Origin of the sequence: Hyphomicrobium sp. (genome assembly GCF_036780825.1) — a bacterium.
Lineage (GTDB): Bacteria > Pseudomonadota > Alphaproteobacteria > Rhizobiales > Hyphomicrobiaceae > Hyphomicrobium_C.
The window spans coordinates 1-21,582 of the sequence record NZ_DAIQCD010000045.1 but is presented as its reverse complement, the minus strand read 5'-3'; the positions used below and the strand labels follow the sequence as shown (position 1 = coordinate 21,582).

Genomic DNA, 21,582 nt, shown 5'->3' with positions numbered 1-21,582 from the left:
TCGTGCAGATCGATCGCAACCGCTGGGTGCTCGAGCTGTTCCACGGGCCGACGCTGGCCTTCAAGGACGTGGCCATGCAGCTCCTTGCCCGGCTGATGGACCGGGCGCTCGCCAAGCGCGGCCGCCGCGCAACCATCGTCGGCGCGACGTCCGGTGATACCGGCGGGGCGGCCATCGAGGCGTTCCGCGGCTCCGAGCGGGTCGACGTGGTCATCCTGTTTCCGGACGGGCGCGTCTCTGACGTGCAGCGGCGCATGATGACGACGCCCCAGGACGCGAACGTGCATGCGGTGGCCGTCAAGGGCACGTTCGATGATTGCCAGGCGCTGGTGAAGGGCATGTTCAACGATCATGCCTTCCGCGACACCATGAGCCTTTCGGGCGTCAATTCGATCAACTGGGCGCGCATTGTGGCGCAGGTGACGTACTATTTCGTCGCTGCCGTGGCGCTCGGCGCGCCGCACCGGGCCGTCAGCTTCGCCGTGCCGACCGGCAACTTCGGCGACATCCTCGCCGGCTGGGTGGCCAGGCGGATGGGGCTTCCGATCGAAAGGCTGGTGATCGCCTCCAACGAAAACGACATCCTGCCGCGTGCGCATGCGAGCGGCGTCTACGAGATGCGCACGGTCATGGAGACCAACTCGCCCTCGATGGATATCCAGATCTCGTCGAACTTCGAGCGCTATCTGTTCGAAGCGTCGGGCCGTGATGCCGGTTTCATCCGCAGCGCCATGGGCGCGCTCGCTCAGGGTGGGCGTTTCGAACTCGGCAAGACGTGTGCGGAGCGGTTCAGCGCGGAGTTTACCTCGAGCGCGGCGAGTGAGACGGACGTGGCGGATGCCATCCGGCGCACGAAGGCCGCGAGCGGTTATGTCCTGGACCCCCATACGGCCTGCGGGCTCATCGCGCTCGAGCGGACAGCGCCTCAGTCTGAGGTCCCGGGCGTCGTGCTTGCGACGGCGCATCCGGCGAAATTCCCTGACGCCATGGAGAAGATAACCGGCGAGAGGCCCGGTCTGCCGCCACGGCTCTCCTCTCTTCTGACCGATCCCGAACGGTTCCCGACGGTCGAGAACGATCTTGCCGCCGTCAAGCGTCTCGTCGCGGACCTGGCGCGCCCGGTCGCGTCTCTGGGGGTGACATGAGCGAGGAGATCACGCGTCTTCCCAACGGGCTCGCCGTCGTCAGCCATACCATGCCGCATCTCGAGACCACGTCGCTCGGGATCTGGGTGGGCGCGGGCTCGCGCCACGAGACGCCGGACGAAACCGGCATCTCCCACTTTCTCGAGCACATGTCCTTCAAGGGCACGGCCTCGCGCACGGCGCAGGCCATCGCGGAGGAGATCGAGGCCGTTGGAGGGGAGCTGAACGCGGCGACCGGCCTCGAGAGCACCGCCTATTACGCGCGCGTCCTCAAAGGCGACGAGGGCGTGGCGCTGGAACTTCTGGCCGACATCCTGCTCAATTCGAAGTTCTCGCCGGAGGAGCTCGAGCGCGAGCGCGAGGTGATCCTGCAGGAGATCGCCATGACGCGCGACAGTCCGGAGGATATCGCCTTCGAGCTCGTCAACGAGGCGGCTTATCCGGGGCAGGCGCTGGGGCATCCCATCCTCGGGCCGGAGGCGAACGTGCGCCGCTTCACGCCCGCAGACCTCACGACCTTTCTCAAGACGCATTACCAGCCTCAGCGCATGGTGCTCTCGGCAGCGGGGGCAATCCGGCATGAGCCGCTCGTTCGCCACGCTGAGGCCCTATTCGGTGGGCTCACTCGGGACGAATGTGTCGGGGAGGAGCGGGCGCGTTATCAGGGCGGCGTCCGCTGGCATGCAAAGCGCTTCGAGCAAAGCCACCTCGTGCTTGCGTTCGAGGGCCCTTCCTATCGTGACCGGATGTATTTCACGGCCCAGGTGTTCTCGGGGCTGTTCGGCGGGGGCATGTCGTCTCGCCTGTTCCAGGAGGCGCGGGAGAAACGTGGCCTCTGCTATTCGATCTATTCGTCCGCCTGGGGGCTGGGCGATACGGGGCTGGTTGCGGTGCATGCGGCGACGGGGACGGACATGATGGCCAGCCTTATCGACGTGACGGGCGGGGAACTCGAAGCCATTGCGGCGCAGGGGCCCACGGCAGCCGAATTGCATCGCGCGAAAGCTCAGCTCAAGGCCGGTCTGCTAATAAGCCTCGAATCATCATCCGCCCGCGCGGAGCAGATGGCGCGCCATCTGATCGCGCACGGACGGATCATCGGCAGCGACGAGCTGATCCGGATGGTGGATGCGGTGACGGCGGAGGATGTCGGCCATTTCGCGCGGGAGCTGGCGTCCGGGCGGCCATCCGTAGCCGTCGTCGGGGCCGGGCGGGTCTCGGAGCGGCTGGCGACGGATGCCGCGCAGCGCATGGACCGCGCGTCGGAACGCTCGGAGGCGAGGACGGCCTGATGGCATTCCTGAGAGCCGGAAACGCGACGGAATGGCCGCATATCCAGGGCCGTGGCGTCTGGCTGCGTCCGCCACACATCGGCGACTACGGGCCGTGGGCCGAGCTTCGTGCGCAAAGCCGCGCGCATCTTGCGCCGTGGGAGCCGGCTTGGCCGCGCGACGACCTCACGAAGTCTGCCTTCCGGCGTCGCATCAAGCATTACCAGCGCGAAGCGCGCGACGATCTCGGCTATGCGTTCCTCGTCTTCGAGGGCGAGGACGATGCCATGATCGGTGGCGTGACGCTGTCGAACATCCGGCGCGGCGTCACCCAGTCGGCGATGCTCGGCTATTGGCTCGGCGAACCGTTCGTCGGCAAAGGCTATATGACTGCGGCGGTCCGCGCCATTCTCGCCCATGCGTTCGAGCCGCTGAGGCTGCATCGCGTCGAGGCGGCGGTGCAACCCGCCAACTTGCGCTCCGTTGCCGTGCTTCGCCGAACGGGCTTCGCCGAGGAGGGACTGGCGCGGCGCTATCTCAAGATCAATGGCCTGTGGCAGGACCATCTGCTGTTTGCCATCCTGGCCGATGACTGGATGACGCGGGAGGTGCAGCAGTGAGGGGGACGGGGCGGCTCGCGGCCGGAGAGATGCCGCCGCTTTTCGGCGCGCTCAGGCTCAGCCTGCTCATTCTCGCCGCGCTTATGGGCTTTCTGGCGCCGGTAGGGCCCGCCCATGCGCTCAAGGCCATCGAGATCGGATCCGACCAGGGGCGTGTCGAGATCACGACCCTCGGCGAGCTTTACGAGCAGCGTGGAGATAGCCTCCAGGTCGAGACGGCTGCAGGCGAGGATGGCCTCGCGGGGCGCATGTCGGTTTCAGCGACGACGCCCGGCACCAACCCCAACTGGATCGTTTTCGCGCTCACGAACCCGACAGACAAGCCGGCCGAGCGCTGGCTTGCGGCCGACCGCTACAGCGTCATTGGCTCCGGCGTCGTCTGGCCGGACCTCGACGCGCGGCGCATCGAGGCCGTGACGCCGTCGATCGGCTTCGTGCCGGAGCGGATCAAGAACGACCGCGCCGACCTTTTCCGCATTACGCTCGAGCCGGGCCAGACCATCACCTACGTCGTCGAGCTTTCCTCGGAGCGGTTCACGCGGCTCTATCTCTGGAAGCCGCTTGACTACGAAACCAAGGTCTCGGACCGGCAGCTCTTCAACGGCGTGATGCTTGGCCTGACGGGCCTGCTCGCCATCTTCCTCACGGCCATCTTCGCCGCCAACCACAAGCTCGTATTTCCGGCGGCAGCGCTGGTTGCTTGGTGTGCGCTTGGCTATCTCTGCGTCGACTTCGGCTTCTTCCATAAACTCTTTTTGCTTAAACCGGAGGCGAATGCCGTCTATCGCGCGGCCACGGAAGCGGCGCTCGCGGCCAGCCTCGTCGTATTCCTGCACGTGTTCCTGAGGCTTGCCCTCTGGCATGGCCTCGTGCGCATGCTCATCACCGTGTGGCTGATCGCCCAGTTCTCGCTTATTGCGGTGGCGATCATCGATCCGCGCCTCGCCGCAACCTTCGCGCGCCTGTCCTTCTTGTTCATCGGGTTCACCGGAACGGGGCTCGTCGTCTTTCTCGCCATGCGCGGACAGGACCGCGCGCTGTCGCTCATTCCTACCTGGATCCTGTTCCTGGTCTGGATCTTCGGCGCCGGCGCCGCGATCCGGGGCGATCTCTCCGGAGAGGTTGTGGTCTTCGGTCTGGTTTCCGGGCTGGTGCTGATCCTGGTCTCGATCGGCTTCACGGTCACGCAGTATGCTTTCCGCTCGGTGGAGCCCTTCTATGGGGCCACGCCGTCGGAGCTTCAGGCGCGCTCGATCGCCGTCGATGCCTCGGGCGCCGCGGTGTGGGAGTGGAATGCGCGGCGCGACGAGGTGAAGGTGAGCCCATCCGTCGACATGCTGCTCGGGCTATCGCCGGGAGATCTGTCAGCGCGCACGGACGAGTTTCTGCGCCACCTGCATCCCTCCGACCGGGAGCGCTTCCGGCTGGCGCTCTTTACGGTGCAGGAACGGCGGGACGGCCGCGTCTGCTGCGATTTCCGTCTGCGGCAGGCGGACAACAACTATCGCTGGTTCGAGCTTGAGGCGGCCGGTGTGCCAGGTTCCGACCCGCGCTCGTTCAAATGCGTCGGCCTCATTCGTGACGTGACGGACGCCAAGCGCGCGCACGAGAGGCTCCTGCATGATGCGGTGCATGACAGCCTGACGGGCCTGCCCAACCGCGAGCTCCTGCTCGACCGATTGCACGTGTCGCTCGGGCGCGCAAAGGCGGAGCCGCAGGTCCGCCCGACGGTGCTTATTATCGACATCGACAAGTTTACGAGCCTCAATTCCTCGCTTGGGCTCGTGCTCGGCGACAGCTTGCTACTCACCATCGCGCGGCGGCTGCAGCGCCATCTCGGCCCGAGCGATACGCTGGCGCGCATCGGCGGCGATCGATTTGCGCTTCTCCTGCTTCAGGAACAGCCGGTGGCCGAGCTGGCGCAACATGCGGAGCGCATCCGCCGATCGCTCCGCTCGCCGATCAAGATCGCGGGGCAGGAGATGGTGCTGACGGGCTCCATCGGCATCGCCATCGGTAGTGGGGAAGAGACGGAGACCGCGTCCGACCTCGTCAAGAATGCCGAGATCGCCATGTTCCGCGCCAAACGGGCGGGGGCGGACCGCATCGAGGTGTTCTCACCCGAGATGAAGGGCGATCAGGACGAGTGGCGCAAGCTCGAGGCCGACCTGCGCCGGGCCATGGAGAAGAATCAACTTCGCGTCGCCTATCTGCCCATCATCTATCTTCCGACCGAGGAGCTTGCAGGGTTCCAGGCCGTTGCCCGGTGGGAGCATCCCCGCCTCGGCATGATCGATCCGGCGACGCTGGTGCCGATTGCGGAGGATACGGACCTCGTCGCCAGGCTCGGCGCTTATTTGCTGCAGCGGGCCGCGCGTGACGTGGTGGCATGGCAAAAGGAATTTTCGCGCAGCGAGGCGCCGCTGTTCGTCAGCGTCAGCATGACCTGCCGGCATCTCTTCCGTCAGGACATCGTGCAGGAGATCCGTCATATCCTCGGACGCACGGTGGTGCCGAGCGGGTCGCTCCGCATCGAGGTGAGCGAGCAGGTGGCGCTGGAGAACCCCGAGCAGGCGACGGAGATCCTAGGTTGGCTGCGCAGCGCTGGCGCAGAAGTCGTTCTCGATGAATTCGGCGTCGGCTTCTCGTCGCTCACGTATCTCGAGCGGCTGCCGTTCGATACGATCAAGATCGATCAGGCCTTCACCGAGGCCGGCAGCGTCAAGGGCGGGAACGACAGCACGCTCGTGCGCTCGATGGTGGCGCTCGCCCACGAGCTCGGCAAGAAGGTCCTGGCCAAGGGCGTGGAGAGTGCCAACGAGGTCGGCTTCCTGCGCTCGATCGCCTGCGAGTATGCGGAAGGATCCTATTGCGGCAACGCCATCGCGGACGTTGACGTGCTCAAGGTTCTGGCTGCGGTGCGCACGGGCGAGAATAAGGCCAAGCCGGTCGGTGTTTTCCGGCCGAGGACGAAAAAGAAGACAGCGAGGTCGCGCGGAGCGGACAAGCGGCGGCCTGATGCCGTTCCGCCAGCCGCCGCGCCGGCAGAGACCGCCGGTAAAGCCGCGGTTCGTTCCCCACGCTCACAAAGCCCAACAGCTGCGGGCGTCAACGCGGCCCATCGCGATGCCTCGCCGGCAGAGGGCGAGGATGGCGCAGCGAAGCGGCAGCGCGCGGTGCACCTTCGCCAGGAGCAAGCTCGGGAGCAGACAGGCGAGCACGCGAAGAAGAGCGCGACACCGCCGCCGTTCGTGCCCTCGAAGCCATCACAGCCGAGCGTGGCTCAGCCGCCGCCGGCGGCGAGCGCCTCGGCTGCGTCGCCGCCTCCGCCTCCGGCCAGGCTCACGGCAAGGATTTCGGATGTACGGCCCGACGCGCCAGCTCAGGGCGCCGCCGTAGTACGGCCGGTTGCGATCGCCCCGAAGGCTCCGCGCCCGCCCGCGGCCGCGCCAAAGCTGCCGGTTTCGCCGCCACCTTTGCGGACGGTTGATGCCGTGCCGCCTCCGCCCATGCAGGCCAAGCAGCCGTCACAGCCGCCGCCACCAGTCGCGACGCCGCAAGCTCCCGTTCCTCGGCTGCCTGCCGGGACAGAGCCCATGCCGCTCGCGCCGGTTTCGCCGCGGGTGATGCCTCCAGCAGACGCGCCGGCGCCCTCGCAGCCCCAGCATCGGGCTGCGCCGCCGGCGGCGGCCGCGCCTCCTGCCCCGCCGGCTCCGGTCCAAGGCGCCGGGCCGGCACCGGCTCCGCCTTCGGGAAGCGGCCAGCCACGCCCCGCCCCCGTCCGTCCGGCGACTGTGATACAGCCGCAGCAAGGGAGATCGGCACGGCCGGCAAACGCTCCCGCTTCCGCGCGACCGGGAGATCCCGATTTCTCGAACCTTCCCCCGGCGATCGCGGAAAGCCTGGCGCGGCTGGCCGGCGTCTCGCGAAAGACGAATTGAGGCTTGGCGCGGCCCTGGGCCGCCGCTTCACAGCAAGATGGCGATCAGCTCCGGCCTCAAAGACCAAAGCCGTTCCGGCGTACGGAACGGCTTTTGTTTTCTTCTCTGTTCGCTGGGAACTGACGAGGCCTGTTAAGCGGCACGCACTGTCGAGAGGAACCGCTCGACTTCGGCTTTCAGCGTGTGGCTATCGACGGAAAGCGACTTGGCGGAGGCGAGCACTTGCGCCGAAGCCGAGCCGGTTTCCGAGGCGCCCTGGCTCACGGCCGAGATGGAGGATGCCACCTCGCTCGTTCCATGCGCCGCTTGAACGACATTGCGGCTGATCTCCTGCGTCGTGGCGCCCTGCTCCTCGACGGCGGCGGCGATGGCTCCGCTCACCGCGGAGATGCGGTTGATCGTGGAGGTGATCTCGCTGATCGCTTCAACGGCTTGGCGCGTCGAGGATTGCATGCTCTGGATCTGGCCGGCGATATCGCTCGTTGCCTTGGCGGTCTGGGCGGCGAGTGCCTTCACTTCCTGGGCCACGACGGCAAAGCCCTTGCCCGCATCGCCGGCGCGTGCGGCCTCGATGGTGGCGTTCAAAGCCAGGAGGTTGGTCTGCCCGGCGATCTGGTTGATCAGCTCCACCACGGCGCCGATGCGCTCGGCGGATTGAGAGAGCTCGATGACGTTCTCGTTGGTCTGGGCTGCCTGACGGACAGCCGCTTCGGCGATGGAGCTGCTTTCGTGGACCTGACGCCCGATCTCGGTCACCGTTGTCGAGAGCTGCTCCGAGGCCGCCGCAACGCCTTGGACGTTGGCGGACGTTTCTTCCGATGCGCTGGCAACAGCACCGGATAGTTCCTGGGTCGAGGCGGCGTTCAGAGTGAGCTGGCTGGCGGCTGCCTCGAGCTGGCTCGAGGCGCTGGAAACGGTCTCGACGACGCGGCCCACACTCTCCTGGAATTGGTTGGCGAGGCGGAGCATCTCCTCCTTGCGTGCCGCGGCCGCCCGCTGTTCGCTTTCCGCCCGCTCGGCGCGGAGGCGTTCGGCCTCGATCAGGTTCTGCTTGACGATGAGAATGGCCCCGGCGATCTCGCCCAATTCGTCGTGGCGCCCGGCGCCATAAATTTCGCCATCGGTGCGCCCGTCCGCGAGATCGAGAATCGATTGCTTCATGCGTTCGATCGGCTGCGTCAGGTTGGTGATGAGCAGCCAGATGCCGCCGATCATGGCCAGGATCGAGATGGCGCCGGTCAGCGCGGCGATGGTGAGAGCGGTTTGGCGGGCGGAGTCCGAGGCCGTGCTCGTCGCCGCGACCAGAGAGTCCTGGGCCGCGGCCAAAGCCTCGAGCTTATCGTTCAGCGCCGTGCGGTTGGTGCGGTTCGCATCATTGTCGCCGAACTGGCGAGCCACGGGGAGAGAGCTTTCGCGGGCAAGGCGCACGAGCTCGGTCCGGAAGGCGAGGAATTCGGAAATCGTATCCTGGGCGTCGGCGAGCTCCGCGCGCTGGGCCGGCTCGAGCGTAGCTTGCCAGAGGTCCGCCGCTTGGCGCAGCTCCTTAGCGCTTTCCAGAATGCCGTTGCCGTAGCGCTCGGCGGATGGCCAGTCGGACGACATATAGATACCGCGGGAATCCATGACGATGGCGTACACGAGCCCGTTGATGCGCTCGAGCAGGGCCTGGCCCGATTTCGCGCGCATGGCCCGCTCCTGGGCGGTGCTCTGGGCGGAGAGGCTGAGGTAGGAAAGTCCGGCGCCGACGACCGGTATCAGGGCTAGGAAGGCGATCAAAGCGCCGACCTTATGCTTCAGCTTCAAACTGTCCAACACGGTTGGTCCCCACGAATTACGGCAAGCGGCGGCACAAGCCGGCGCGCGGCTATGTCATAATGTCAAATTTTATCTATCCGCGGTTACCAACTGAATAACATGTATAAATTGATGTTTTGCGTTGTATCCGAATCTTAGACGGTCGGCGCTTGCCGCTCCTGCGGTGTCGGAGATCCGTACACCGGTATGGCGTTTGTCGATGATGGTGTGTTTGAGGTGCCAGGGATGACGACGCCGCGCTGCGCGCAGCCTCACGGCACGTGAGCGTGCCGGGACTTCTTGGCGCCGGTGCAAGGCCGCGCGATGCTGGCCGGGCATCTTGAAGGAAATTCGCTGCGCAGTGTCATGCTGCGCTGTCTGCGTCTGCTCAGAAAGCTTCGGTTTCGATGAGGCCGAGAGCGAGCTGGACCGGCTTCCAGGATTTGCGGTGATGAGGCGAGAGGCCGAGCCGCGTCAGAGCCGCGCGATGCTCCGGCGTGCCATAGCCCTTGTGCCGCTCGAAGCCGTAGCCCGGCAGGTCGCGGGCGAGCGCGATCATCATGCGGTCCCGCGTCACCTTAGCGACGATCGAGGCGGCAGCGATGGAGAGGCACTTGGCATCGCCCTTGACGATCGTGCGCGTTTCGCATGTGAGACGCGGTGCGCGGTTGCCGTCGACGATGGCGAGGCGGGGGCGGCAGGATAGGCCACTTACGGCTTCCGACATGGCCCAGAGAGTCGCGGCAAGGATGTTGTCGCGCTCGATGCGCTCGACGTCGCCGACGCCGACGGCAACTGCGAGCGCGGTGGCGGAGATGCGGTCGAACAGGCGCGCGCGGGCATCGGCATCGAGCATCTTCGAGTCGTTGATGCCATCGGGGATCCGGTCGGGGTCGAGCACGACAGCGGCCGCGACCACGGGGCCCGCCCACGGCCCGCGTCCGGCTTCATCCACGCCCGCAATGGGGCCGCCGGCCAGCGTCAGCTCGGCAGCCTCCAGCTCGAACGTCGGTACAATCTTCGAATCATCCACCCGCATCTGATAACCGTCGCGGGTGGCGAGAATTGTGTCAAAGGCCGATGTGGATAGACGGGGCCGTCTGCCTGATACCGGCCGGCGTCAGAAGAGCGGCATCTGCGCACCCTTGGCCACCGGCGGCTGGAAAAGATCAAGACGCAGCGCATGGCGGCGCTCGTTCAGCTTGAGCCGCTTGAGGGCCAAGCGGAAGCGCAGCGCGATCTGCTCCGCGTAAGGGCCGCGGCCCTTCTGGCGCTGACCGAACTCGGCGACGTAGTCCTGGCCGCCGTGCATGGACCGCAAAAGATTAATGACGCGGTTTGCCCGATCCGGACATGCCTCAGCAAGCCATTCGCGGAACACGTCCTTCAATTCGAGCGGCAGCCGCAGGAGCACATAGCCCGCCTCGGATGCGCCCGCGATTTGGGCCGCCTCGAGGATGCGCTCGATCTCGCTGTCCGTCAGTCCGGGAACTATGGGAGCCACCATTACGGCCACGGGCACGCCGGCATCTGCAAGGCCGCGGATGGCGTCGAGACGCTTCGGGGGCGTTGCGGCGCGGGGCTCCATGGCACGCGCGATGCGCCGGTCCAGCGTGGTGACGGAGATTGCCACTTTAGCCAAGCCGCGGGCGGCCATGCGGGAGAGGATGTCGGCATCGCGCAGCACGAGCGCGGACTTGGTGACGATGCCGACCGGGTGGCCGGTGCGCTCCAGCACCTCGAGAATGCGGCGCGTGATGCGGTGCTCGCGCTCGATGGGCTGATAGGGATCCGTGTTGGTGCCGAGGGCGAGCACTTTGGGCCGATAGCTCCGCGCGGCGAGCTCTTTCTCCAAAAGCTCCGCAGCGTTGGTTTTGGCATAGAGCTTGGTCTCGAAGTCGAGGCCCGCCGAGTGGCCGAGGTAGCAGTGCGAGGGGCGTGCGTAGCAGTAGATGCACCCGTGCTCGCAGCCGCGGTAGGGATTGATCGACTGGTCGAAGGAAATATCCGGGCTCTGGTTGCGCGTGATGATGGAGCGGGCCGGTTCGGCGTAGACCTCGGTGCGGAAGGCATCCAGCTCAGCAAGGCTTTCCCAGCCGTCGTCAAAGGCGAGGCGGCGCTCGCTCTCGAAACGTCCCGAATGGTTTGAGCGTGCGCCTCTGCCACGGCGGCGCGTGCCATCGACAAGGCTTTCCGGCATGGCCTCAGACTTGGCGGGCGGAGCCGCGGGATGTCCTGCTTTCTCGGAGCGCATGTCGCGATGCTACAACGAGCATGAGAACAAATAAAGAACAAAAATCGAGCGAACAATTTCTGTTTGCTTCCCATCCAGGCTGTCCGCTTGTTCGCCTTCGTCCGTTCAGGCATGACAGAGCCCATGATCTCGGTCGTGATCTCCACGCTCAATTCTGAAGCGCCGCTCGGCGAAACGCTCGCCGCGCTGGTTCCCGCTGCGGTTGAGGGGCTCGTGCGCGAGGTGATCGTTGCGGACGGCGGCTCAACCGACTGCACGCTCGCGCTTGCGGACGATGCCGGTGCGAGGATCGTGGCCGCGGAGCCCGGGCGTGGCGCGCAGCTCAAGGCCGGTGCGGCGGCGGCACGGTTTCCATGGCTCCTGTTTCTCGATGCAGGTACCTCTCTCGCCGCCGGATGGGAGCGGGAGGCGCGCTTGCATATGGAGCGCGCGGAGAGCGGACGGCGACGGCCGGCGGCAGCGAGCTTTCGCCTGGTGCTCGATGCGGACGGCATGCTCGTGCGGATGCGCGAGAGGCTCGCCTCGCTGCGTGCCCACGTCCTCAAGCTGCCGCATGGCAACCAGGGCCTCCTCATCCCGCGGGCTCTTTACGATGCAGTCGGCGGCTTTGCGGCTCTTCCGGTTCTCGAGCACGTGGATCTCTTGCGGCGTATCGGCCGCGGCCGCGTTGTCATGCTGGATGCGCGGGCCATCGTCAGCCGCGACTTGCTCCATAGCTCAGGCAGCATGTTGCGTCGGCTGAGCGGGCCGGCGGGTGTCGGGCTCTGTCTGGTCGGCGTGCCGGTGAGCACGCTTGCGGTGCTGCTCGCGCCTCGGGTGCCGGACGAGGAGCGCGGCCTGCCTTGAGCGCACGAACCATCGCCCGAGATCAATTGGAGATTGCGGCGGGAGTAGCGAGAGCGTCCTGAACGGCCAGGAGGTCGCGCCAGGCGTGGCGCTTTGCGGCCGGCGTGCGCAGCAGATAGGCCGGGTGGAGCGTTGCCATGGTCCGTACCGGACGTCCCGCGATTTCCATTTCGCGCCACTTGCCGCGCAGGCGCATGATGCCTTCTGTCGTGTCCAGCATCTGCTTGGCCGCGGCGCCGCCGAGCAGCAGAACCACGTCGGGTTTCACCAGCTCCATCTGGCGATCGAGGAAGGGGCGGCACACCTGAGCCTCGTGCGGCGTCGGCGTGCGGTTGCCGGGTGGGCGCCAGTAAACGACATTCGTGATGTGAACATCCGCCTCGCCGAGGTCGATCGAGGCCAGCATTTTGTCGAGGAGCTGGCCGGCGCGGCCGACGAACGGCCTGCCTTCGAGATCCTCATCGCGGCCCGGCGCTTCGCCGATGATCATGAGGCGGGCTTGCTCCGCCCCCCGATAGAAGCAGAGGTTCTTGGCCGTTGCCTTGAGGCCGCAGCCGTCGAAGCGCTGAAGCGCGGCCAGGAGCGCATCAAGGCTCGTTGCTTCCCGGGCGGCGGTGCGTGCGGCGAGCTCTGCGGCGTCGGGCGGTGTGGAGGCGAAGCCAGGCCTCGGTTCGGCGCGGGGTGGCGTGGCGATCCGCCCGCCCTGGGTGGCGCCGGCTGAAGATGGGGATCCCCGTGTGAGCCGGGCCGGAGTGTCGTCGAGCCTTGGTCTTTCTTCCCCTGGGAGAGATGGTTCGGAAGCCTGCTCCACTGTCTGCGAAGCCAGGCGGAAGGTTGCCCCGGGCGCAGCTCCGCCGCGCTCCAGCCAGTCGGCGGGAGCGTCGGAAATGGCCGTGTCGACGCCCATCTCCCGATACCAATCGAGAAGGGTCGCAGCCAGCGCGGTCGTGTCGGCTTCGGATTGCATACGGCAGAGCTTAGTCATCTCGGGGCGCAATTGCACGCGCCGGCAGGCGCTTGCGCCACTTACAGCGCTTGACGCCTCCCTCAATTGGCCCCAAACCGGCGAGCTGAGCAGTAACGGATGGGATCAAGACGCATGGCGCGGGTTGATGCCGACCTCCCCGAGCGGGAGGCCATGGAGTTCGATGTCGTCATCGTGGGAGCGGGCCCGGCAGGCCTTGCAGCCGCCATCCGCATCAAACAGCTCGCCGCCGCGAAGGGCGAGGACGTCTCTGTCGTCGTGCTGGAGAAGGGGAGCGAGGTCGGCGCGCACATTCTTTCGGGCGCAGTGATCGATCCCGTGGGGCTCAACCGCCTGATCCCCGACTGGCGCCAGCGCGGCGCGCCGCTCACCACCGAGGTGAAGGAAGACCGGTTCCTGGTGCTCGGGCCGGCGGGCGATGTGCGGCTGCCGAACGTCCTCATGCCGCCGCTCATGAACAATCACGGGAATTACATAGGGAGCCTCGGGCTTCTGGTGCGCTGGCTTGGAGAGCAGGCGGCGGAGCTCGGTGTCGAGGTCTATCCGGGCTTCTCCGTCAACGAGGTGCTCTACGACGAGACGGGTCGCGTGGTCGGCGTGGCGACGGCCGACATGGGCGTCGGCCGCGACGGTGAGCCCAAGGACAGTTTCACGCGTGGCATGGAGCTGCGCGGGCGCTATACGCTCTTCGCCGAGGGTGCGCGCGGCTCGCTCACCAAGACGCTGATCCGCAAGTTCGACCTCGCGCGAGACGCCGAGCCGCAAAAGTATGGCATCGGGCTCAAGGAGCTCTGGGAGGTGGCGCCGGAGAAGCATCGGCCGGGCCGCGTGCAGCACACGTTCGGATGGCCCCTCGACGGCCGCACCGGAGGCGGGTCGTTCCTCTATCACTACGGGAACAATCTCGTTTCCGTGGGCCTCGTCGTCCACCTCGGTTACGAGAACCCCTATCTCTCCCCCTACGACGAGTTCCAGCGTTTCAAGACGCATCCCGCCATCCGGCCGCTGTTCGAGGGCGGACGGCGCATCGCCTATGGCGCGCGGGCGTTGACCGAGGGCGGATGGCAGTCGATCCCCAGGCTCGCCTTTCCAGGAGGAGCGTTGGTCGGCTGTGCGGCGGGCTTCATGAACGTCCCCCGCATCAAGGGCAGCCATAACGCCATCCTGTCGGGCATTCATGCCGGCGAAGCGGTGATGGCGGCTGTCCGCGCGGGGCGCGCCCACGATGTGCTCGAAGACTACGAAAGCGCGGTGCGGGACGGAGAGATCGCGGAGGACCTCAAGCTCGTGCGCAATGTCAAGCCGCTGTGGTCGCGGTTCGGCACGCTGCTGGGCGTGGGGCTCGGTGGCCTCGATATGTGGCTGCGCACACTGCTCCTTGGATGGTCGCCCCTTGGCACGCTCCGCCATGGACGGCCGGACTACGCCACGCTCGAAAAGGCGAAGGACGCGACACCCATCGTCTACCCCAAGCCGGACGGGGTGCTGACGTTCGACAAGCTCACGAGCGTTTCGTTCTCGGCCACGAGCCATGAGGAGGATCAGCCGGTGCACCTTTTGCTCGCCGATCCCTCAATCCCCATCGAGGTCAACTTGCCGGACTATGCGGAGCCCGCACAGCGCTACTGCCCGGCCGGGGTCTACGAGGTGGTGCGCAACGACGCAGGCACGCCCCTGTTCCAAATCAACGCCCAAAACTGCGTTCACTGTAAAACTTGCGATATCAAGGACCCGAGCCAGAACATCACCTGGGTGTGCCCGGAAGGGGGCGGGGGCCCGAATTACGCCGAAATGTGACCCGCCTGGGGATAGCCGGCGGATCTTTCCTCTATCGGTTTGACTTCGGAGGCCCGCGTGTGCGGAGTCGCCAATCTGCCGCAAGGTTTGCTACTCTGGAAAATCTCGTACTGGGCTTCCCGAAGAGGATCGACAGAATGAATGCGTGCCGGGGCCGGATTGCTGCCATCGTTCCGATTCTGGCCGCGGGATTGGTCGCCGTCTCGAGTATGTCCCGGGCCGAGACGTTGGAGGGAACCGAGGCCTTCGACGGCACGCGCTCCCTCGTCGGGAGCTATCTCGCAGGGCGCTTCGCACGGACATACAACGACACCGCGGACGCGGCAGAGTTCTACCGCAGCGCCCTTGCCCACGATCCGCAGAATGAGCTGCTGCTCGAGCAGGCTTTCCAGATCGAGGCCGCACGCGGCGACTGGCCCCGCGCCTTCAAGCTCGCCGAAGAGCTCATCAGCGTGCAGAAGACGCATCGCATGGCGCAGCTCGTGCTCGCGCTGCGCGATTTCAAGGCCGGAGCCTGGCGCAAATCCGACGAGCACTTCAAGGCGGCGGGGTCAGGACCGATCGGCGAGCTTTCGAGCGCCATGGGGCGCGCGTGGCTGGGGCTGGCGCAGGACGACGTCGCCGGGGCCTTCGCGCGGCTCGAGCTGCCCAAGCAGGCCGAGTGGGCGCAGTATTTTCTGCGCTATCATCGCGGACTGATCGCCGATCTGGCGGGCCGTCATAGCGAGGCGAAGGCGTCGTTCGAGCGCGTCTACGCGCAGGACGGACGCACGCTGCGCACAAGCCTTGCCTATGCCCGCCATCTCGCCTTCGTCGGCGACCGCAAGCGGGCGCTTGGGCTCATCAACGAGCAGATTCAGCGTTCGCAGAGTGATGGCCATCCCTTGCTGCGCAGCCTCGAGGCGGCGGTGCGCTCTGGGAAGAGGATCGATCCCATCGTGACGACAGCGTCCGAGGGTATGGCGGAGGTGTTCTACGGCTTGGGCGAGGCGCTGATCGCGGAAGGAGCCGCGGGCATCGGCGTGCTTTACATGCAGATGGCCCTCTACATCGAGCCGGATCACCAGTTTGCGCTCGCGGCGCTGGCGAGCGCCTATGAGGGAAATAAGCAGTACGCAGAGGCCATCGAGACCTATAACCGTATTCCCCAAACGAGCCCGCTCGCGACGGCGGTGGAGATTCGCAAGGCCTTCAATCTCAACTCTCTGGAGAAGGTGGAGGAAGCCCGGGCGACGCTTGAACGGCTTTTGGAAGAGCCGGCCAAGCCTGCGGATGGCACCGAGACGAAGGCGGCTCCGACAGCTATCGAAATTCCGAGCAATGAAGTGCTGCGCGCCGGCAAGCGCGGCGAGGCCGTCCTGAAGCTCCAGCAAGCCCTGAAGGAGCTCGGCTACGATATCGACGCGCCCGATGGCCGCTTCGGCGAGGAGACGCGGCGGGCCGTGATCGCCTTCCAGATCCGCAACGACATCAGGGCGGACGGCGTCGTCGGCCCGGCGACGTTCCGTGCCATCACGAGCGGCGAGGCGCTTTCCCCGGGCGACGAGGAGGGGCCGCCGCCACTCACCGTTTCCGACAAGCTCGAGATCCTGGATGCGCTCGGCAATATCTTGCGTTCGCACAAACGCTATGCCGAGGCGATCCCCTACTACGACCGGGCGCTGGCCATGATCACGAAGCCTGAGCGCCGGCACTGGATCTACTATTACGCGCGCGGCACCAGCTACGAGCGGATCAAGAACTGGGATGCGGCGGAGGTCGATCTCGAGAAGGCGCTCGCGCTCTACCCCGAGCAGCCGCTGATCCTCAACTATCTCGGCTATTCGTGGATCGATCAGGGGCGCAAGCTCAAGGAGGGCATGGCGCATATCGAGAAGGCCGTGGCGCTCAAGCCCGACGACGGCTACATCGTCGATAGCCTCGGCTGGGCGCACTACATGCAGGGCAACTTCGAGGAGGCCGTGCGCTATCTCGAGCGCGCGGTGGAGCTCAAGCCCGATGATCCGGTGCTCAACGACCATCTGGGCGATGCGCTCTGGCGCGTCGGTCGCGAACGCGAGGCGCGCTACCAGTGGGAGCAGGCTTTGTCGCTCAATCCGGAGCCCGACGACGAGGCCAAGATCAAGAAGAAGCTCGAGGCCGGCCTCACCAGCGTCGAAGCCCCGCAGCCGCGCAAGGGCTCGAATAAGCAGGCCGCGAAATCCGGCGACGCTGGGAAATAGCCGGCGCCATGCCACCGGTTTCGCCGGGCGTGGAGCCTGATCGTATGGCCTCGATCCGTGAGCTTGCGCCGGCCAAGATCAATCTGACGCTCAACATCGCCGGGCGGCGTGCGGACGGATTGCATCTCATCGAGAGCCTGGTTGCGTTTGCGGATGTCGGCGATGCGGTGACGCTTGAAGTCGGCAGCGCGCGGCGCGTCGACGTGACAGGCCCGATGGCGGGTGCGATCGCGGGGCCGAACATCCTGTCGCGAACGCTGGCTCTTCTCGAAGAGCATGCGCCCGATCTCAAGACGGGCCCCGTGCGGCTCGAAAAGCATCTGCCCGTCGCTGCTGGCGTCGGAGGCGGGTCGGCCGACGCGGGGGCGCTGCTGCGTGCGGTGCGCCGTGCCAACGCTTCGGCTTCGGCCAGCGTGGACTGGCACGGCCTCGCGCGGGCGCTGGGCGCCGATGTCCCGGTCTGCCTCGAAGCGCGGCCGCTCTGGATGACGGGCATCGGCGAAAGCCTGGTAGAGATCGAAAGGGGACTCGCGCGGCTTGATGCGGTCCTCGTCAATCCGATGGCCAGCGTGCCGGTGGACAAGACGGCGCGTGTCTTCCGCGCGCTCGGCGCCGCGCCGGCAAGCGAGCGCTACAGGGCGCCGGCTGCGCCGTCTGTCGCAGATCGCGGCGCGCTCCTCGCCTTCATGCGGGCGCAGGGAAATGCGCTGACGGACGCGGCGCAGACGATCGTGCCTGAGATCGGCGCCGTGCTTTCGGCGCTCCGCGCGTTACCGGAGATCGATTACGCAGCCCTTTCAGGCGCTGGGCCCACGTGCTTCGGGATCTTTCCAACGCGTGAGGCGGCGGAGGCGGCGCAGATGCGGCTGGCCGCGGCGCATCCGGCCTGGTGGATCGTTGCGGCGACGATCGGGTAGGAAAACCGGCGCCTACTTTTCCGGAAGCACTTAATACGCCCGCGCGATGCAGAACTCGATGACGTCCTGCATGGCGCTGCGCTCGCGGCTTTCGGGGAAGATCGCCAGGGCGTCGCGCGCGATGGTGCCGTAGGATAGCGCACGCTCGAGCGTGGTCTCGATGCACCGGTGCTTCTGCATGAGCGCAATGGCTTGCTCGAGGTCGGCATCGGATACCTCACCCTCGACGACGGTGCGGTTCCAGAAGGCGCGTTCTTGGTCGTTGCCGCGGCGGAAGGCCAGGATGACCGGCAGCGTGATCTTGCCCTCGCGGAAATCGTCGCCGACGGATTTACCGAGCCGCGCACTGTCGCCCGAGTAGTCGAGCGCGTCATCGACAAGCTGGAAGGCGAGGCCGAGATTGCGGCCGTAGGAGCGCAGCGCCGCCTGCTCATCCGCCGGCCGCTCGGCAATGGCACCGCCGACCTCGGCCGCGGCCGCGAACAGCGCGGCCGTCTTGGCGTCGATGATCGCAAGGTAGGCGTCTTCCGTGGTGGCGGTGTTCTTGGCGGCGGCGAGCTGCATCACCTCGCCCTCGGCAATAGTTGCGGCCGCGTTCGAAAGGATGCGCAGCACGGGCAGCGAGCCGACCTCGACCAGCATGCGGAAGGCTTGGCCGAGCAGGAAATCGCCGACGAGAACGGTTGCCTGATTGCCCCAGATGAGACGGGCCGTCTTGCGCCCGCGCCGTGTGTCGCTTTCGTCGACGACATCGTCGTGGAGAAGTGTGGCCGTGTGCATGAACTCGATGGCCGCGGCCGTGCGTACATGGCCATCGCCCTGATAGGCGCAGAGCTTCGCGGCGGCGATGGCGAGCATCGGCCGTAGGCGCTTGCCGCCGGAATTGACGAGGTGATGGGTGAGTTTCGGAATGAGGTCGACGTGCGACACCGCCTTGTCGAGAATGATGCGGTTGATCGCATTCATGTCGTCTTCGACGATTTCGAGAAGCGGTGCGAGGCTTTGCAGAGGTTCGCGCGCCTCGTCCAGGGGAACCACAACTCCCACGGCAGTTTCCTTGAATTGTTTACAGGCGTTTCTTGCAGTCTAATGGGGCCGGTGCACCATACCCGCTGTCGAGCCGGGACGCACCGAAAAACGCGATGCCGAGGAGACTTGCGCATGCCGGTGAGCGATGATGCGTTCCTGGGCGGCCGTTTGCAGATTCTGCAGCCGAGCAAAGGGTATAGGGCCGGGGGTGACGCCGTGATGCTGGCAGCGGCCGTGAGCGACCGGGGCGGCAGGCCCCTCCGTGTGCTGGATGTCGGGGCGGGCGTCGGTGCGGCGGGACTTTGCGTCGCATGCCGATGCCCGAACGCTGAGGTTGTGCTCATCGAGCGCGAGCCGGATCTCGTGACACTTGCGCGCGAAAACGTCCGGAGGAACGCGCTCGAGGCTCGCGTGACGGTGCTCGAGGCCGACATCGCGCGCGTGTCCACGGCCGAGCTTTCGGCGGGTGGGGCCGGGGAGGGAGCCTTCGATCAGGTGATCGCCAATCCGCCTTATTATGCCGAGGGCGCGGGAACGGCGGCCGCGACGGCGCTCAAGGCGGCGGCGCACGCCATGCCGGAGGCCGGGCTCGAGGTATGGTGCCGCTTTTTCGCCCGCATGGCGCGGCCCGGGGGCGAGGTGCTGGTGGTGCACAAGGCGGCGGCGCTGCCGGACCTGCTCAAGGGACTTGCAAGGCGCTTCGGTGGGCTTGTGGCCGTGCCTCTGCACTCGTTCGCCGGCGAGACGGCGGGGCGCGTCCTGTTGCGCGGCATCAAGGGGTCGCGAGCGCCGTTCCGGCTCGAAGCCGGTCTCGTTTTGCATGAAGCTGAGAACCGCTTCACCGCAGGCGCCGAGCGTGTGTTGCGGCTTGGCCAGTCGCTTGCGACAGCCTATGGCCTGGCGGCCCCAGAGAACTCCTACCGCATCCCAGCGGCGGACAGGCGAGCGAGCGAAAGGATTTCATAATGGCGTGGTTCAATCGTGGCCCCGTGGTTCCCGTTCTACGGCTGTCGGGCGCGATCGGCATGGTGGCGCCGCTCCGCCCCGGTCTTTCCATCGCGACGCTCGCGGGTCCGATCGAAAAAGCGTTCTCCATGTCGCGCGAGAGATCCGTAGCGCTCATCGTCAATTCGCCCGGCGGAAGTCCCGTACAGTCGAGCCTACTGTTCCAACGGCTCCGGCAATTGGCCAAGGAGAAGGACAAGAGGATCTACGTATTCTGCGAAGATGTGGCGGCATCCGGCGGCTACTACGTAGCGATGGCGGGCGATGAAATCTACGCCGACGCATCGTCTATCGTCGGCTCGATCGGTGTCATTTCGGCCGGCTTCGGCCTCGATCGCGCGATCGAGCGCCTCGGAATCTCGCGGCGCGTCCATACGTCCGGCACCTACAAGGGCGCGCTCGATCCGTTCCAGCCCGAGAAACCGGAGGATGTGGAGCGTCTCAAGGCGATCCAGCGCAGCGTGCACGACGTGTTTATCGGCGTGGTGAAGGAGCGCCGGCTCGGCCGCCTCAAGGGCCCCGACACGGAGCTTTTCTCGGGAGCGTTCTGGTCCGCGGCGGAAGCGCTCGACCTCGGCCTCATCGACGGCATCTCGGACGTGCGCACGAAGATGCGGGAGATCCATGGCGACAATGTGCGCCTCAGGGTGGTGCCCATGGGACGCGGGTGGCTTGCATCGCGGCTGCGGCGGCTGCCGTCCGTCTCCAGCATCGCCGGTGGGGAGCCCGCGCTAAGTCTTGCTTTCGCCGACGAAGTGGTGTCGGCTGTGGAAATTCGGGCTCTTTGGTCCCGGTTCGGGCTGTGAGGCCCGATCAGATCCGTTTCGGATTAAGCGCAAACACGGAACGGCTCTAAGCGTTTGTTTGATCGTACTTCTTGTTGCAAGGCGCGATGCGCCGTTTCCAGAAGCACTCTGTTCGTTTACCGAAGCACTTTGGAGCAGCCGATGCCCAACCTGCTCGCCCTCTTGATCGCAGGTGCTGGCATCTACGCCGGCTACAGGTGGGTTTCGCGCTGGCTCGACGATAAGGAGGCGGCCGCCCGCAAGCGGGAGGCGTCCCGCCGAGCCGCGATGGCCCGCGGAGGGGATAGCCCGAAGGATCTCGGCACGCTGGAATACGATCCGGCGAGCGGCACCTACCGTCCGCGGAAGGACTGAGGCGGCCGCTATCGCGGCAGGCGCGGGGTGACAGGTGGCGGCGAATGCGTATAGTTCGCCCTCGAGCAACCCTCCGAAATCATATCCCATGCAACACGCCCGGAACCAAACCCTCAACGCCAAGCCGCATGCGCTCCCGGCGCTGAAGCCTACGGAAAGCTTTCAGGATCTCGTCCTGACGCTGCAGCAGTTCTGGGGCGCCAATGGGTGCGTCGTGCTGCAGCCCTACGATATGGAGGTGGGAGCGGGCACGTTCCATCCGGCGACGACGCTGCGCGCGCTTGGTCCCAAGCCCTGGAACGCTTGCTATGTGCAGCCGTCACGCCGCCCCAAGGATGGGCGCTACGGTGAGAACCCGAACCGGCTTCAGCACTACTACCAATTCCAGGTGATCATGAAGCCGTCGCCGGACGACATCATCGATCTCTATCTGGCCAGCCTCGACGCCATCGGCATCGATACGAGCCGCAACGATATCCGCTTCGTCGAGGACGACTGGGAAAGCCCGACGCTCGGCGCTTGGGGCCTTGGATGGGAGGTTTGGTGCAACGGCATGGAGGTGACGCAGTTCACCTATTTCCAGCAGGTCGGCGGCT

The 21,582-nt window shown here is 66.3% G+C and carries 17 protein-coding genes; 12 read left to right on the top strand and 5 right to left on the bottom strand.

Annotated elements, in window-relative coordinates:
• The 4 genes from thrC to V7P99_RS13535 all read left to right on the top strand — a co-directional run.
• Window positions 1-1,145: threonine synthase (thrC, locus tag V7P99_RS13550; protein ID WP_333795360.1), on the top strand; the 1,145-nt coding region annotated here is incomplete at its 5' end.
• Window positions 1,142-2,437, top strand: a complete 1,296-nt coding sequence (locus V7P99_RS13545) for a M16 family metallopeptidase (RefSeq protein WP_333795359.1) — start codon at window positions 1,142-1,144, stop codon at window positions 2,435-2,437. The genes thrC and V7P99_RS13545, both read left to right, overlap by 4 nt.
• On the top strand, window positions 2,437-3,036 hold the full coding sequence (locus V7P99_RS13540) for a GNAT family N-acetyltransferase (RefSeq protein ID WP_333795358.1): 600 nt from the start codon (window positions 2,437-2,439) through the stop codon (window positions 3,034-3,036). Before V7P99_RS13545 ends, V7P99_RS13540 begins: the two co-directional genes overlap by 1 nt.
• Window positions 3,033-6,977: an EAL domain-containing protein gene (locus V7P99_RS13535; RefSeq protein WP_333795357.1), complete on the top strand. Its 3,945-nt coding sequence runs from the start codon at window positions 3,033-3,035 to the stop codon at window positions 6,975-6,977. Before V7P99_RS13540 ends, V7P99_RS13535 begins: the two co-directional genes overlap by 4 nt.
• A 132-nt stretch (window positions 6,978-7,109) precedes the next feature.
• Here V7P99_RS13535 and V7P99_RS13530 read toward each other — a convergent pair whose 3' ends face one another.
• The 3 genes from V7P99_RS13530 to V7P99_RS13520 form a co-directional block, all read right to left on the bottom strand.
• The gene (locus tag V7P99_RS13530; protein WP_333795356.1) at window positions 7,110-8,789 is read right to left on the bottom strand and encodes a methyl-accepting chemotaxis protein; all 1,680 of its coding nucleotides are present in this window, start codon (window positions 8,787-8,789) and stop codon (window positions 7,110-7,112) included.
• Window positions 8,790-9,159: 370 nt separating this feature from the next.
• Window positions 9,160-9,810 carry a ribonuclease HII gene (locus V7P99_RS13525; protein WP_333795355.1) on the bottom strand — a complete coding sequence of 217 codons (651 nt, stop codon included), beginning with the start codon at window positions 9,808-9,810 and terminating at the stop codon, window positions 9,160-9,162.
• Window positions 9,811-9,891: 81 nt separating this feature from the next.
• A complete protein-coding gene (locus V7P99_RS13520; protein ID WP_442909911.1) occupies window positions 9,892-11,025 on the bottom strand; it encodes a PA0069 family radical SAM protein in 1,134 nt (377 codons plus the stop codon).
• Between the two features lie 123 nt (window positions 11,026-11,148).
• Here V7P99_RS13520 and V7P99_RS13515 point away from each other — a divergent pair, with 123 nt between their 5' ends.
• The gene (locus V7P99_RS13515) at window positions 11,149-11,871 is read left to right on the top strand and encodes a glycosyltransferase (RefSeq protein WP_333795354.1); all 723 of its coding nucleotides are present in this window, start codon (window positions 11,149-11,151) and stop codon (window positions 11,869-11,871) included.
• Window positions 11,872-11,893: 22 nt separating this feature from the next.
• Here V7P99_RS13515 and V7P99_RS13510 read toward each other — a convergent pair whose 3' ends face one another.
• Window positions 11,894-12,856, bottom strand: coding sequence for a uracil-DNA glycosylase (locus V7P99_RS13510; RefSeq protein ID WP_333795353.1), 963 nt, complete (start codon window positions 12,854-12,856; stop codon window positions 11,894-11,896).
• Between the two features lie 114 nt (window positions 12,857-12,970).
• On the opposite strand from V7P99_RS13510, the gene V7P99_RS13505 reads away from it, so the two are divergent.
• From V7P99_RS13505 to V7P99_RS13495, 3 genes are all read left to right on the top strand, one after another.
• On the top strand, window positions 12,971-14,653 hold the full coding sequence (locus V7P99_RS13505; RefSeq protein ID WP_333795352.1) for an electron transfer flavoprotein-ubiquinone oxidoreductase: 1,683 nt from the start codon (window positions 12,971-12,973) through the stop codon (window positions 14,651-14,653).
• Between the two features lie 137 nt (window positions 14,654-14,790).
• On the top strand, window positions 14,791-16,875 hold the full coding sequence (locus tag V7P99_RS13500) for a tetratricopeptide repeat protein (protein WP_333795351.1): 2,085 nt from the start codon (window positions 14,791-14,793) through the stop codon (window positions 16,873-16,875).
• A gap of 44 nt (window positions 16,876-16,919) precedes the next feature.
• Window positions 16,920-17,792, top strand: a complete 873-nt coding sequence (locus V7P99_RS13495; protein ID WP_333795350.1) for a 4-(cytidine 5'-diphospho)-2-C-methyl-D-erythritol kinase — start codon at window positions 16,920-16,922, stop codon at window positions 17,790-17,792.
• 30 nt (window positions 17,793-17,822) lie between these two features.
• Here the strand turns inward: V7P99_RS13495 and V7P99_RS13490 are convergent, their stop codons facing one another.
• Complete coding sequence (locus V7P99_RS13490; RefSeq protein ID WP_442909910.1) at window positions 17,823-18,839, bottom strand: polyprenyl synthetase family protein; 1,017 nt, start codon at window positions 18,837-18,839, stop codon at window positions 17,823-17,825.
• Window positions 18,840-18,953: 114 nt separating this feature from the next.
• Here V7P99_RS13490 and V7P99_RS13485 point away from each other — a divergent pair, with 114 nt between their 5' ends.
• From V7P99_RS13485 to V7P99_RS13470, 4 genes are all read left to right on the top strand, one after another.
• Entirely contained in the window at window positions 18,954-19,787 is an 834-nt protein-coding gene (locus V7P99_RS13485; protein WP_333795349.1) for a tRNA1(Val) (adenine(37)-N6)-methyltransferase, read from the top strand.
• Window positions 19,787-20,632 carry a S49 family peptidase gene (locus tag V7P99_RS13480; protein WP_333795348.1) on the top strand — a complete coding sequence of 282 codons (846 nt, stop codon included), beginning with the start codon at window positions 19,787-19,789 and terminating at the stop codon, window positions 20,630-20,632. Before V7P99_RS13485 ends, V7P99_RS13480 begins: the two co-directional genes overlap by 1 nt.
• A 141-nt stretch (window positions 20,633-20,773) precedes the next feature.
• Window positions 20,774-20,986, top strand: a complete 213-nt coding sequence (locus V7P99_RS13475) for a hypothetical protein (protein ID WP_333795347.1) — start codon at window positions 20,774-20,776, stop codon at window positions 20,984-20,986.
• Window positions 20,987-21,074: 88 nt separating this feature from the next.
• Window positions 21,075-21,582, top strand: a 508-nt coding sequence (locus tag V7P99_RS13470; protein ID WP_333795346.1) for a glycine--tRNA ligase subunit alpha, incomplete at its 3' end; no start/stop codon positions are given.